The sequence below is a fragment of the Glycomyces sambucus genome (assembly GCF_900102815.1).
Lineage (GTDB): Bacteria > Actinomycetota > Actinomycetes > Mycobacteriales > Micromonosporaceae > Glycomyces > Glycomyces sambucus.
Genome location: NZ_FNGF01000002.1, coordinates 154,557 through 167,448, shown reverse-complemented (window position 1 = coordinate 167,448; position 12,892 = coordinate 154,557). Strand labels below are relative to the sequence as shown.

Genomic DNA, 12,892 nt, shown 5'->3' with positions numbered 1-12,892 from the left:
GGCCGCGGACCCGAATCCGCCCCGGAAGGCCCTGTCGGTCCCGTGTGTCAGGGTGGACCCGGGGGCCCACCGGTCGGGTGCCATGTGACATGTCATATGGCACCGTCTTCCGGGCGCGGCGGCGCAGGCGTAGGCGCCTTGCTGGGGCGACGCCGCTGCGGGCGAATGCGAGGAGGAGTCGCGACAGCGCTTTCTTCTCCTGGAGTCGTAGTACCCGGGTACCACTCGCGTCCCGGAAGATCGCTCCCGAAACCGATGAACGACCGGGCCGCGGGCCGTAGCGTCGTGGGCATGATCGAGATCGAGCACTTGACGAAGCGCTACGGCAAGAAGACGGCCGTGGACGATCTGACGTTCGCCGTCAAGCCCGGCGTCGTCACCGGGTTCCTGGGGCCGAACGGCGCCGGGAAGTCCACCACGATGCGCGCCATCGTGGGTCTGGACGCCCCGACCTCCGGCCTGGCCCGCGTCAACGGGAAGCACTACTCCGAGTTCCGGTCGCCGCTGACCGAGGTCGGCGCGCTCCTGGAGGCGAAGTCGGTGCACGCCGGACGCAGCGCCTACAAGCACCTGCTGGCGCTCGCCCGCACGCACGGCATCCCCACCAAGCGCGTCCACGAGGTCATCGACCTCGTCGGCCTGCACGAGGTCGCGGGCAAGCGCGTCGGCGGCTTCAGCCTCGGCATGGGCCAGCGCCTGGGCATCGCGGTCGCGCTGCTGGGCGACCCGGCCGTGCTCATCCTGGACGAGCCGGTCAACGGCCTCGACCCCGACGGCGTGAAGTGGATCCGCCTCCTGCTCAAGGGCCTGGCCTCGGAGGGCCGCACGGTCTTCCTGTCCTCGCACCTCATGAGCGAGCTGGCCCAGACCGCCGAGCACCTAATCGTCATCGGGCAGGGCAAGCTCCTGGCCGACACGACCGTCGACGACTTCGTGTCGGGCAACGGGAAGGCGCGCGTGCGCGTGGTCTCCCCCGACGCGGCGCGTCTCGCCGAGCACCTGGCCGGCCCGGGCATCACGATCGCGAGTCCCGAGCGGGGCGTCCTGGACGTGTCGGGGACCGAGGCGGCGGTGGTGGGCCAGACGGCCGCCGCGCACGGCCTGGTCCTGCACGAGCTGCGGACCGACCGCGGCTCGCTCGAGGACGCGTTCATGCAGCTGACCGCCGACGCGGTCGAGTACCGACAGACCATGGAAGGGGCGAAGTGATGACCGCCGCGGCAATGACCGAACGGCCGGCGTACGCGCCGCCGCAGCAGTACCGGCTCACCTTCGTGGGCGAGCTGCGCTCGGAGTGGACCAAGCTGTGGTCGCTGCGCTCGACGTGGATCGTGCTGCTGTGCGCGGTCGTGTTCTCGGGCGGGCTCGGGGCCTTGATCTCGGCCAGCGTGCCGGACGAGGCGGCCGTCGGCGGGGCCGACGCGGCGCTGTCGTTCGCGATGGCGGGCGTGTCGCTCTCCTCGGTGTTCGTGGCGGTGCTGGGCATCCTGACGATCACCGGCGAGTACACGACCGGTTCGATCCGCTCGACGCTCTCGGCGGCGCCGAAGCGCCTGGGCATGCTGTTCTCGAAGGCGCTGGTGTTCGGCGCGGTCGTGGCGGTCCTGTTCACCGCCATGGTGTTCGCGACGTTCTTCATGTCGCAGGCGCTGCTGAGCGGCACCGAGATCGGCGGCGTCTCGCTGGGCGACGAGGGCGTGCTGCGGGCGCTGTTCGGGTACGTCGGGATGATCGTGTACCTGGCGCTGCTGGCGATCGCGATCGGTGCGATCCTGCGGAACTCGGCCGGTTCGATCGGCTTCTACGTCGGCGTCATCATGATCCTGCCGCAGCTGGCGACGCTGCTGCCGTGGGAGTGGGTGAGCGACGTGGTGCCGTACGCGCCGGGCAACGTCCCGAACACCATCGCGGTGGTCGACACGTCGATGGGCACGCTCGGCCTGGGCGAGTCGTGGCTGTGGATGGGGATCTGGCTGGTCGTCGCCTACGGGCTGGCGGGCGTGCTGCTCAAGCGCCGGGACGTGTGACAATCCCGTTGTGGCGCAGGCCGTGAACGTGTCCCGCAAGCGCGGGCTGTGGCAGCGGGTGTCGGAGTTCGACTCACGGCACCCGCTGCTTTGGGATCTCTTCCCGATCTTCCTGTACGTGTTCTTCGGGTGCCTGGGCGCGATCGGGGCCGCGATCGGCCAGGTGGAGCTCCGGCACCCGGTGTGGCAGCTGGTGGCCGCGGTCCTGTTCCTGGTGCCGACGATCTGGCGGCGCCGGTACCCGTTCGCGGTGCTGCTGAGCCAGGCCGTGCCGCTGTGCATCACGATCCCGCTGTCGCTGACCGGGGTCGGTTCGGGCATGGTCGACGGGGCGGCGGCGCTGTCGTTCACGGTGGTGGTCTACAACATCGTGCTGCGGCGGCCGCTGCGGCTGCTGTGGTGGGCGGCGCTGGTGTCGCTGGTGCCGTCGCTGGTGGACTGGACGGTGAACCACCGGCTGGGCGTCGGGAGCTTCCTGGCGTTCTTCGTGCCGACGGCGGTGTACTTCGGGTTCATCGTCGCGATCGGGCTGCTGGTGCGGACGCGGCGGGACTTCCAGAGTTCGCAGCGGGACCAGGCGACGCGGGAGGCGGTCGCGGACGAGCGGAACCGGATCGCGCGGGAGATGCACGACATCATCGGGCACAACCTGGCGGTCATCAACGCGCTCGCCGACGGCGGCGCGTACGCGGCGGCGGCCTCGCCGGACAAGGCGAAGGAGGCGCTGGAGGTGATCGGGCGGACCAGCCGGGAGGCGCTCGGTGAGCTGCGGCGGGTCCTGTCGGTGCTCAAGGCGGAGGATCCGGCGGAGGTCGAGCTGGCGCCCCAGCCGGGGCTGTCCGACATGGACGCGCTCATCGAGCGGGTCCGGGAGGCGGGACTGCCGGTGACGCTGCTGACGTCGGGCGAGCGGTGGGAGCTGTCGGAGAACCAGCAGCTCGCGGTGTACCGGACGGTGCAGGAGTCGCTGACGAACGTCCTCAAGCACGCGGTGGGCCCGAAGCGGGCCGAGGTGTCGATGTCGTACCGCGAGGAGGGCCTGGCGGTGACGGTGTCGAACACGGGGAACCGGGTCGACGAGGCGGGGACCGCGCGGGGCCTGGCGGGGCTGGCCGAGCGGGCGGCGGCGTTCGGCGGCACAATGGTGGCCGGGCCGGAGGCGCACGGCGGTTGGCGCGTCGCCCTGTGGATGCCCGTGAACGGGAAGGAGCGCCGGTGACCACCCTGCTCATCGTTGACGACCACCCCTTGCAGCGCATGGGGTTCCGGATGCTGGTGGAGAGCCAGCCGGACCTGGTGGTGCTCGGCGAGGCCGAGAACGGGGCGGACGCGGTGCGCCGTGCGACCGAGCTGGGTCCGGATGTGGTCCTCATGGACGTGCGCATGCCAGGTGTGGACGGGATCGAGGCGACGCGGCGGATCATCGCCGCGGGCGGGCGCAGCAGGGTCCTGGTGCTGACGACGTTCGACCTGGACGAGTACGCGTACGCGGCGCTGCGGGCGGGCGCGAGCGGGTTCCTGGTGAAGGACGCGCAGCCCGAGGAGCTCTTGTCGGGTATCCGGGTGGTGGCCGCGGGCGACGCGGTGGTGGCCCCGAAGCTCACGCGGCGCCTCCTCGACCGGTTCGCCGACCAGTTCCCGGTCGAGGGCGAGGACGAGGCGAAGGCCGCGGCGGCGCAGCTCGACGTGCTCACCGAGCGCGAGCGCGAGGTGCTGACGGCGATCGGCAAGGGCTGGAACAACACCGAGATCGCCGAGCGCTTCCACCTGGCCGAGTCGACGGTGAAGACCCACGTGGGCCGCATCCTCGCCAAGATCGGCGCCCGCGACCGGGTGCAGGCGGTCATCTTCGCCTACAACACCGGCCTCGTCGCACCCGACGGCAACTGAGCACTCCTCGCGTTCCCGCTCTCCCGGTTCTTGTCGTACCCGCGGGGCAGGGTTGCAGCGGGGGGCCCGTGATACCAGTGGTACATCACATGTCACACAGCACCCTTGTAGCGGGCCCGGTGCCCGGCGAGTCCTCGCCCCGCACCTTTCCGCCGGCGCCGTGGGCGGCCTCGTTCAGGCGGCGGGCGCGGTCGGGACCCAGAATCGCAGCTTGTCGCCGCGGCGGTCCTCGAGGAGGCCGCCGTTGGCCTCGATGACCCTGCGGGACCCGGTGTTGTCGGTGTCGCAGGTGATGAGGGCCTTCTCGATGCCGAGGGCCGCGGCGACGGGGAGCGCGGCGGCGAGCATGGCGGTGGCGTGGCCGCGGCGGCGCGCCGAGGGGCGGACGTCGTAGCCGATGTGGCCGCCGTAGTCGCGCAGGTGCTCGTTGAGACGGTGCCGGATGTTGATGCGGCCCAGGAAGACCGGCCCGTCGACCCACCAGAAGGTGGTGGCGGGGACGAACGCGGCGGGCGGGTCCTCGGTGAGGGCGCGTTCGATCGCGAGGACGCCCTCGATCCACGTCGCGGGGTCGTCGGGCGGCCCGAGCCGCTGGACGAGGTCGCCCAGGAGGCTCTGGTCGCCGGGCCCGCCGCGGCCTTCGGCGATGAACTCGCGGACGGCCTCGGCGAAGGTGTCGGCGAGGTCGGCGGTGGGGAGGATCAGTTCGGGCACGGTTCGACGCTAAATGACCCCGTTCGCGGGTGCAACCGGAATCCCGGGCGCACCGCGAGTTCGCGGATCGGCGCGCGGAATGTAGCGCGTCCGTCATCTTCCGTTGGTAGCGTTGCGGGTCGGTTCTAGGGAGGTTCGCGATGGGTTCGGTGCTGACGGCTTCGGTGCTGCTGTTCGACATGGACGGGACGCTGGTCGACTCGACGGCGTCCGTGGAGCGGGCGTGGGGGCGGTTCGCCGACCGGCACGGCCTGGAGGCCGGGGCGATCCTGGCGGTGGCGCACGGGCGCCCGACGATCGAGGTGGTGACGGAGTTCGCGCCGGCGGGTGTCGACGCGATCGCCGAGACCGACCGGATCGAGGCCGAGGAGATCGACCGCACCGACGGGATCAGCGAGGTCCCGGGCGCCGCGGCGCTCCTGCAGTCCCTGGACCCGTCCCGGTGGGCGGTGGTCACCTCGGCGACCCGCGCGCTCACGCTCAAGCGGCTCGCGGCGGTGGGCATCCCGCTCCCGAAGGTCCTCGTCGCCGCCGACGACGTCACCAGGGGCAAGCCCCACCCGCAGCCGTACCGGCTCGCGGCCCGCGCGCTCGGGTTCGACGCCACGGACGCCATCGCGTTCGAGGACGCCCCCGCGGGCCTGGCCTCCGCGACCGGCGCCGGCGCTGCGACCGTGGTGGTCGGCGGCTACCGGGGCGAGGCCGCGGCGGGACTCCCCCGCGTCCCGGACATGACCGGTGTGCGGGTGGTCCTCGACCGCGAGACCCTGTCGGTGACGCTGCCCTGACCGCCACGCCAGCGCGGCAGCGGATCGACCGCTCAGGCGACGGGCTGCGCGGCCTCCATGCTCGCGAGGCGGGCGGCGCGGAGGCGTCCGGCGAGGTCGCGGGTTGGGCCGCCGCGCAGGAGCAGGACCAGCCACGGGTCGTCGTCCATCCTGGCGGCGGAGACGAGGGCGAGCGCCATGATGTGGGCGCAGACCTCGCGGGCGTCGGCGCAGCCGCAGGAGGTGGTGATGCGGTTGTGGTCCTCGGTGACGAACTTCTTGGGGAGCAGGCGCATGCCGGTCTCGGCGAGGACGTCGTCGATGCGTTTGGGCAGGCGCCCGGCGAGGAGTCCGGCGACGCAGGAGGGTGAGAGGGACAGGGCGGTCATGCCCGCGGCCCAGGCGGAGGCGTTGTAGACGGGGATGGCGATCTGGGCGTCGAAGGCGCCGTTGGCGTCGGCGACCCTGCCGGAGACGAGGCCGGGTTCGATGGCGAGGCCGGTGACGCTGCCGTGCCCGGCGAGGGCGCGGCCGCGGACGATCCGCTGGTCGGGGTAGTTGAGGCCGATGGTCTCCAGGGCGCGCCACCATTTGCGGCCCCACCAGGTCCGGCCGTACGGGTCGCTCACAGGTGGCCCCCTTCGTCGTCGAGTTCGATGAGTTTGCGCAGCTGGGAGTCGTCGAGTTCGCCGAGCCAGTCCTCGCCGGAGCCGACGACGGCCTCGGCGATGGCGCGCTTGCGGGCGAGGAGTTCGTCGACGCGCTCTTCGAGGGAGCCGGCGGTGACGAGCTTGTGGACGTGGACGGTCTGGGTCTGGCCGATGCGGTGGGCGCGGTCGGTGGCCTGGTCCTCGACGGCGGGATTCCACCAGCGGTCGTAGTGGACGACGTGGGAGGCGCCGGTGAGGTTGAGACCGGTACCGCCGGCGCGGAGGGAGACGAGGAGGATCGCGGGGCCCTCGACGGTCTGGAACTCGTCGACGAGCTTGTCGCGGGCGGGCTGGTCGAGGCCGCCGTGGAGGAAGGGGGCGGCGACGCCGAGTTCGGCTTCGAGGTGGCGGGAGAGGAGGTCGCCCATCTGCCGGTACTGGGTGAAGATGAGGGTCTTGTCGCCTTCCTCGACGACCTCGGTGAGCATCTCGGTGACGCGGTCGAGTTTGCCGGAGCGCTCGGCGAGGCCGCCGTCGCCGACCCCGACGTACTGGGCGGGGTGGTTGCAGATCTGCTTGAGGCGGGTGAGGAGCTTGAGGACGCGGCCGCGGCGGGTGATGCCGTCGCCGAGGCCCTCGTCGAAGGCTTCGCGGATGGCCTCGCGGTAGAGACCGGACTGCTCGTCGGTCATGGTGCAGGCGACGACGGACTCGATCTTGGGGGGCAGGTCGGCGGCGACGTCCTCTTTCATGCGGCGCAGGACGACGGGGTCGATGCGGGCGCGGAGGGTCGCGGCGGCGACGGGGTCGCGGCCGATCTCGATGGGGTCGGCGAAGCGGCGCTTGAAGTCGGCCTGGATGCCCAGGAGGCCGGGGTTGACGAACTCGGAGATGGACCAGAGCTCGGCGAGGTGGTTCTCGACGGGCGTGCCGGTGAGGGCGATGCGGACGCGGCCGGTGAGGTCGCGGACGGCGCCGGCGGTGCGGGAGCGGTGGTTCTTGATGGCCTGGGCCTCGTCGATGACGATGGTGTCCCAGCCGATGGCGCGCAGGAGTTTGATGTCGCGCAGGGCGATCGAGTAGGAGGTGACGACGACGTCGGCGTCGGCGAGGGGCGCCGGGGACTTGCTGCGGGCGGGGCCGTGGTGGAGGTGGACGGAGAGCTGGGGGGCGAAGCGGGCGATCTCGCGCTGCCAGTTGCCGACGAGGGAGGTGGGGCAGACGACGAGGTGGGGGGCGATGCCGGCGCGGCGGACCAGGAGGCCGATGGACTGGAGGGTCTTGCCGAGGCCCATGTCGTCGGCGAGGATGACGCCGGCGCCGCCGTCGGCGGCGGCTTCGAGCCAGGCGATGCCGTGAGCCTGGTAGCGGCGGAGGTCGGCGTTGACGCGGACGTCGCCGGGGTCGGCGTGCTGGGCGGTGATGAGGCGGAGGTTGAGGCCGGAGTCGGAGCGCAGGAGTTCGGTGTAGGACTCGACGAAGGCGCCGACGAGGGCGGTGGCGGTCCAGACGTGGCCTTCGGAGTGGGGGGCGCTGTGGCCTTCGGCGGGGAGTTCGGCGGCGATGCGGTCGAGGTCGTCGAACTTGTCGTCGTCGACGGCGTTGGCGATGCGGGCCCAGATCGCGACGGACTCGGTGATGTCGGGTCGGGAGGCGATGCGGGTGAGCGCGGGGAGGACGGGGCGGACGGGCATGGCGACGCCTTCGACGTCCTGGAGCACGCCGTCGAGGTAGAGCTCGGCGTCGACGGGGTCGCCCGGGGGGAGTCCGAGCTCGGCCACCGCGGCCTCGGGTCGCGCGCCGCCGAAGAACAGGAGCCGCCCGTCGGCCGGGGAGGCGTGGTCGGGCAGGAAGGTGGCGTGCAGTTCGCTGGGTGGCAACGAGGCTCCTACGGTGGGAAGGCAGACGTGCCATTTTGCCACAAGCACGGGCCCGAACCCAAACGCGCGAACCGTTATGGGATGTTTTGGGGGTTTCACGGCAGGAACGGGGCGGGCCCGCCGTTGCGCTGCGTCACGGTCGCCCGCGGCGGCAGCGGGTCCGGTCGGCCCCGCCCCGTCAACCCCAGAGCAAGGTCTGCGGGAGGGCCGGCGTCGCCGGGCGGGCGGCGTCGGTGCGCCGGGGCCGCGGCCCTCCACATTGAGGTCGAGTCGGCATCCTTCGGACAGAAGGATGTTCGAACGTGTAGAAGTTAGCGGTAAATTCGAACACTGTCAATACCGGTTTCGACATCTCGGAGGTGGGATCGCGGGCGTGCCGCCGCGGCCCTGACGTCGCGGGCGTGCCGCCGCCGGCCTGCCGTCCTCGGTCTGCCGCCGCGGGCCCGCCGCGGCGGTTCAGGTGATGGGGCAGCGCAGGGCCAGGTTGAACGCGGCGGAGTCCTGGTACTGGGAGCGGGCCTCGTCGAGGTCTTCGGGGGCGGTGGCGGCGACGAGGTCCTGGACGTCCAGGGAGTAGGACTCGGCGAGGGTCTTCAGTGCGGGGTCCTCGATCTCGTTGCCGAGGACCGCCATCTCGTCGACGACCGCGTCGATGCTCGCGCCGTCGGCGCCGCCGACGAGGTCGAGGACCTGCCAGGCGCGGTCGCAGTCGGCGGCGTACTGCTCGGTGTCGCGGTCGAGGTCCTGGTTGCGGGGGTCGGCCTCGTCCACGCCGCCGAGGCACTCGGCGAGCAGCCACAGGAGCATGAGCACCCCGATGACCCAGGCGAAGAGCTTGACCAGGCGCACGTCGATCATGTTCGCCCCCATCGTGAGAGGCCGGCCGCTTCAGTCTACGCGGGACTCCGGCTCGGCGCGGCTTTGAGAATGCGCTTTCCGGTGGGTAGGCTGAGGCGACCCCCCGACCCCGACCGCGGGTGGACCGCGGACGAAGGGAGCCCCTGTTGGACGTCCTGTGCCTCGGCGAGTCGATGTGCGTGTTCGCGCCCTCGACCGCCGGACCCCTGCGCACCGCCGGCGAGCTGCACGCCGGCGTGGCCGGCGCCGAATCGAACGTCGCCGTCGCGCTCGCGAGGCTGGGCGCGCGCGCCGCCTGGCACGGGAAGGTCGGCGCCGACCCGTTCGGGCTGCGCATCCGCGACGTCCTGGAGGCCGCGGGCGTCGACTGCTCCGGCGCCGCGACCGACCCGGCGCGGCCGACGGGCGTGTACTTCAAGAACCCGGGCCCCGAGGGCACGGTCGTCCACTACTACCGGCGCGGCTCCGCGGCCTCGACCATGGCCCCCGGGCACCTCGCGGGCGTCGCGGCGCCGAAGATCCTGCACCTGTCGGGGATCACGCCGGCGCTGTCGGACTCGTGCGCGGCGCTGATCGAGGAGCTCATGGTCGCGCGGGCGCTGGCGCCCGCGGTCGTGAGCTTCGACGTGAACTACCGGCCGGCGCTGTGGCCGGTCGAGGAGGCAGGGCCGGTGCTGGCGCGGCTCGCGGGGGCGGCGGACATCGCGTTCGTGGGCCTCGACGAGGCGCAGACCCTGTGGGGCGTCAAGACCGCGGAGGACGTGCGCGAGCGCGTGCCGGGCGCGGGCGTGCTCGTCGTCAAGGACGGCGGGAACGGCGTCACCGCGTTCGAGGGCGACGCGGCGCACTACTCCCCCGCCGAACCGGTCGACGTGGTCGAGCCGGTCGGCGCCGGCGACGCGTTCGCGGCCGGGTTCCTGTTCGGGCGCCTGCGCGGCGCCTCGGCCGCGGCGTCGATGCGCCTGGGCCACCGGCTCGCCGCCGGGGCCCTCCAGATCGTCGGGGACCTTGCGCCCCCGCCCGCACCCGAGACCGTTCGAGCCATCCTGGAGGACCAGTGACCCTTGACCAAGGCGCATTCTTCGACCGCCTCTTCGCCGGGCAGCGCGTCATGGCGATCTGGCGGGGCCTGCCCGCCGACGAGACCGTGGCGCTCTCCGAGCGGCTGTGGGACGCCGGGGTGGAACTGGTCGAGGTGCCGATCGGGCGGCCGGGCCAGGAGGAGGCCCTCGCGGCGGCGGTGAAGGCCGCCGCGCCGCGCGGGCACCTGGTCGGTGCCGGGACCGTGGTGACAGCGGGCCACGTGGAGCGCGCGGCCGCGGCTGGCGCGGCCTACACGATCGCGCCGGGCCTGAACCCGGAGGTGCTGGCGGCGTCGCACGCGGCGGGCCTGCCGCACCTGCCGGGCGTGGCCACGGCGAGCGAGGTCGGTCTGGCCCGGGAGCTGGGGTGCACGTGGGTGAAGGTGTTCCCCGCGTCGTCGCTCGGCAAGGACTGGTTCAAGGCGATGGCCGGGCCGTTCCCCGACGTGAAGTACGTGGCGACCGGCGGCGTCGCCCCCGACGAGGTCGAGGCGTACCGCAAGGCCGGCGCCGCGGTGATCGGCATGGGCTCGGCCCTGGCCGACCCGGCGAACATCGAGAAGCTGCTGGCCTGAGCTGCGCGGGGCCCGGTGCTGTGTGACATGTGATGTACCACCGGTATCACGGGCCCCCCGCTGCAACCCTGCCCTAGGGGTACGACAAACGCGCGCAACGTGACCGTTGCGCGCGTTTTCGGTTCTCGGGCCTGGGGACACCGCGATCGCGGGAGACGCCGCCGCTTGCGGCTTCGCGGTTCGCGGTTCGCGGTTCGCGGTTCGCGGTTCGCGGTTCGCGGTTCGCGGTTCGCGGTTCGCGGTTCGCGGTTCGCCTAGAGCTTGCCGAGCAGGGAGACGATCGGGTAGCCGTCAAGGCGGTCGCGGCCGGAGAGGGAGGCGATCTCCAGGAGGGCGGCGCAGGCGGCGACGGTGCCGCCGAGGCCCTCGACGAGGCGCACGCCTGCGGCCATGGACTCGCCGGTGGCGATAACGTCGTCGACGAGGAGTACCCGGTCACCGTCCTTGACGGCGTCGGCGTGGAGTTCGACGCGGACCTCGGCGTACTCGCCGCGGTAGGTCTCGACGGCGGCCTCGCGGGGCAGTTTCCCGGCCTTGCGGATCGGCAGGAGCGGCTTCCCGGTGCGGTCGGCGAGCGGCGCGGCCCAGAGGAACCCGCGCGCGTCGAACGCGGCGATCGAGTCGTACGGGTACGCCTCGACGGCCTCCTGGAGGCGGTCGATCGAGGCGCGGAACGCGTCGGGGGCCGCGAGCAGCGGCGTGATGTCGCGGAAGCCGACCCCGGGTTCGGGGAAGTCGGGAACGACGGGCACGTATTCGGTCAGGTCCACGACGGCAAGGGTAACCGGTCGCCGGCCCCGAAGTACCCGACGCTCCGGACCGGCCACCACGAACCCGAAGCCCTCTCACCAGTGCCGGAACTGTCGTACCCCTGGGGCAGGGTTGCGACGGGGGGCCCGTGATGCCGGTAGTACATCACATGTCACACGGCACTGGGGAACGATGAAGCCCCCGGCCGGGGCCGGGGGCTCGGGAATCGACGAGGCTCACTAGGCCGCGACGGGTTGCGCCGGCGCGGCACGCTTGGCGCTGACGGCCGCGACGACCAAGTTCTGCTGCGACTGGACGTAGCAGACGTGGGTGCTCGCCAGGAAGACGAACAGCGTGGCGAGGCCGGTGGAGAAGGTCGGGGTGAGACCGGCGGCCTCCTGCTCCTGGCGGATCGAGGCGCAGAACTTGAACCAGTTCACGATCGGCCAGATGAAGAGCGTGAGCGCGCCGATGAGGAGCGACCAGACCATGGGGGCCGGATTGACGTTCTTCTCGCCGTTCGGGTTCACGGCCTTCACCTCGGCGGTGGTCTTGGCGAACCACACGAGGTAGTAGATGCCGAAGGTCACGATGCTCAGAATCCAGACGGCGAACGGGCCGCGGGTCTTCAGTTCGGGCATGGGGCACTGCTCCTTGCGTACAGGGGAAACGGGGCTCGACGACAGCGCACGGCTGCGGGACGCATCCCGCAGCCGGTTGGGCCCGCTGGCCGAAGTGCGCTCACATTAGCATGTGTGATCGTCTGCTTTGGAGGTAGGCCGTCCCTTGTATTCAGCCCTTTAGCCCTGTTTGCGCCACTCCTTGGACGAGGAATCGCTGCAGGAACAGGAATACGAACACCAATGGGAGGATCGCGACCAATGCCGCGGCGAACAGCTGCGAGAGGCTCACGGTCTGCGCGGTGAGGAACGTCGACAGCGCGACCTGCACCGTCCACGACTCCGGGGACCGGCCGATCACCAGGGGCCACAGGAACGAGTTCCACGCCCCCACGAACGTGATCACCGCGATCGCCGCGAGGAAGCTCCCCGAGTTCGGGACCACGATGCGCCAGAACGCGCCCCAGTGGCTCAGCCCGTCCACCCGCGCCGCCTCCTCCAGCTCCCGCGGGAACCCCAGGAAGTACTGGCGGCACAGGAACGCCGCGAAGCCGCTGAACAGGCCCGGGATGATGAGGCCCCGGTAGTCCGAGAGCCAGCCGAGGCTCGACACCATCACGAAGCTCGGCACGAACGTGATCGCGCCGGGGATCATGAGCGTGGCCAGCACCAGGTAGAACACCTTGTTCGCGTGCCGCCACGGGATGCGGGCGAGCCCGTACCCCGCGGTGGTGCACAGGAACAGCGTGCCGGCCGTGGTCAGGACCGCCACGATCGCCGAGTTCAGCAGCGACCGCGCCATGGGCACCGCCGGGTCGTCGAACAGCCGCGACAGGTTGCCCCAGGCCGGGTCCGGCGAGAACCACATCCAGCCGGGCGCCGTGATCTCGGCGTCCGTGGCGAACGCGTTGCGCAGGATCAGGTAGAACGGGATGAGGAACAGGACGGCGAGCACCGCGAGGACGGTGAAGACCGCGATGTTCGCGCCCTTCGACCCGACCCCGGGCCGGTAGCCGACCGGCTTGCTGCGCGCGGTGGTACGAGACGCGGTACTGCGTGACGCAGTGGTATGTGACATG

Annotated in this window: 14 protein-coding genes; 7 read left to right on the top strand and 7 right to left on the bottom strand. The window is 71.8% G+C overall.

All coding sequences use genetic code 11. The features are described from left to right. The first annotated feature begins 291 nt into the window (after positions 1-291). From BLS99_RS05960 to BLS99_RS05945, 4 genes are read left to right on the top strand one after another with little or no spacing between them, the layout of a single operon-like run. Positions 292-1,209: an ABC transporter ATP-binding protein gene (locus BLS99_RS05960; RefSeq protein ID WP_091045314.1), complete on the top strand. Its 918-nt coding sequence runs from the start codon at positions 292-294 to the stop codon at positions 1,207-1,209. Next, positions 1,209-2,027 carry an ABC transporter permease gene (locus BLS99_RS05955; protein WP_091045311.1) on the top strand — a complete coding sequence of 273 codons (819 nt, stop codon included), beginning with the start codon at positions 1,209-1,211 and terminating at the stop codon, positions 2,025-2,027. Before BLS99_RS05960 ends, BLS99_RS05955 begins: the two co-directional genes overlap by 1 nt. A 10-nt stretch (positions 2,028-2,037) precedes the next feature. After that, positions 2,038-3,246 carry a sensor histidine kinase gene (locus BLS99_RS05950; RefSeq protein WP_091045308.1) on the top strand — a complete coding sequence of 403 codons (1,209 nt, stop codon included), beginning with the start codon at positions 2,038-2,040 and terminating at the stop codon, positions 3,244-3,246. Beyond that, positions 3,243-3,917: a response regulator gene (locus tag BLS99_RS05945; RefSeq protein ID WP_091045306.1), complete on the top strand. Its 675-nt coding sequence runs from the start codon at positions 3,243-3,245 to the stop codon at positions 3,915-3,917. Before BLS99_RS05950 ends, BLS99_RS05945 begins: the two co-directional genes overlap by 4 nt. Positions 3,918-4,091: 174 nt before the next feature. Here BLS99_RS05945 and BLS99_RS05940 read toward each other — a convergent pair whose 3' ends face one another. After that, positions 4,092-4,631, bottom strand: coding sequence for a GNAT family N-acetyltransferase (locus BLS99_RS05940; protein WP_091045303.1), 540 nt, complete (start codon positions 4,629-4,631; stop codon positions 4,092-4,094). Positions 4,632-4,771: 140 nt separating this feature from the next. On the opposite strand from BLS99_RS05940, the gene BLS99_RS05935 reads away from it, so the two are divergent. Continuing rightward, on the top strand, positions 4,772-5,419 hold the full coding sequence (locus BLS99_RS05935; protein WP_218126305.1) for an HAD-IA family hydrolase: 648 nt from the start codon (positions 4,772-4,774) through the stop codon (positions 5,417-5,419). A gap of 32 nt (positions 5,420-5,451) precedes the next feature. Here the strand turns inward: BLS99_RS05935 and BLS99_RS05930 are convergent, their stop codons facing one another. The 3 genes from BLS99_RS05930 to BLS99_RS05920 form a co-directional block, all read right to left on the bottom strand. Beyond that, positions 5,452-6,027, bottom strand: coding sequence for an SWIM zinc finger family protein (locus tag BLS99_RS05930; protein WP_091045301.1), 576 nt, complete (start codon positions 6,025-6,027; stop codon positions 5,452-5,454). Continuing rightward, a complete protein-coding gene (locus BLS99_RS05925; protein WP_218126304.1) occupies positions 6,024-7,928 on the bottom strand; it encodes a DEAD/DEAH box helicase in 1,905 nt (634 codons plus the stop codon). Before BLS99_RS05925 ends, BLS99_RS05930 begins: the two co-directional genes overlap by 4 nt. A 456-nt stretch (positions 7,929-8,384) precedes the next feature. Next, entirely contained in the window at positions 8,385-8,786 is a 402-nt protein-coding gene (locus BLS99_RS05920) for a hypothetical protein (RefSeq protein WP_143034701.1), read from the bottom strand. 146 nt (positions 8,787-8,932) lie between these two features. Between BLS99_RS05920 and BLS99_RS05915 the strand changes: the two genes are divergently transcribed. Together BLS99_RS05915 and BLS99_RS05910 are read left to right on the top strand one after the other, a co-directional pair. After that, the gene (locus BLS99_RS05915) at positions 8,933-9,847 is read left to right on the top strand and encodes a sugar kinase (protein ID WP_091045293.1); all 915 of its coding nucleotides are present in this window, start codon (positions 8,933-8,935) and stop codon (positions 9,845-9,847) included. After that, positions 9,844-10,443 (top strand): bifunctional 4-hydroxy-2-oxoglutarate aldolase/2-dehydro-3-deoxy-phosphogluconate aldolase, encoded by a 600-nt coding sequence (locus BLS99_RS05910; protein ID WP_245712168.1) that lies wholly within the window; start codon positions 9,844-9,846, stop codon positions 10,441-10,443. The genes BLS99_RS05915 and BLS99_RS05910 overlap by 4 nt, the downstream gene beginning before the upstream one ends. Positions 10,444-10,697: 254 nt before the next feature. Here BLS99_RS05910 and BLS99_RS05900 read toward each other — a convergent pair whose 3' ends face one another. The 3 genes from BLS99_RS05900 to BLS99_RS05890 all read right to left on the bottom strand — a co-directional run bounded on the left by BLS99_RS05900 (position 10,698) and on the right by BLS99_RS05890 (position 12,891). After that, positions 10,698-11,213, bottom strand: a complete 516-nt coding sequence (locus BLS99_RS05900; RefSeq protein ID WP_091045286.1) for an adenine phosphoribosyltransferase — start codon at positions 11,211-11,213, stop codon at positions 10,698-10,700. A gap of 219 nt (positions 11,214-11,432) precedes the next feature. Next, positions 11,433-11,834: a DUF4234 domain-containing protein gene (locus BLS99_RS05895; protein ID WP_091045283.1), complete on the bottom strand. Its 402-nt coding sequence runs from the start codon at positions 11,832-11,834 to the stop codon at positions 11,433-11,435. 151 nt (positions 11,835-11,985) lie between these two features. Beyond that, positions 11,986-12,891 (bottom strand): carbohydrate ABC transporter permease, encoded by a 906-nt coding sequence (locus tag BLS99_RS05890; RefSeq protein ID WP_091045279.1) that lies wholly within the window; start codon positions 12,889-12,891, stop codon positions 11,986-11,988. Between the last annotated feature and the right edge of the window lies 1 nt (position 12,892).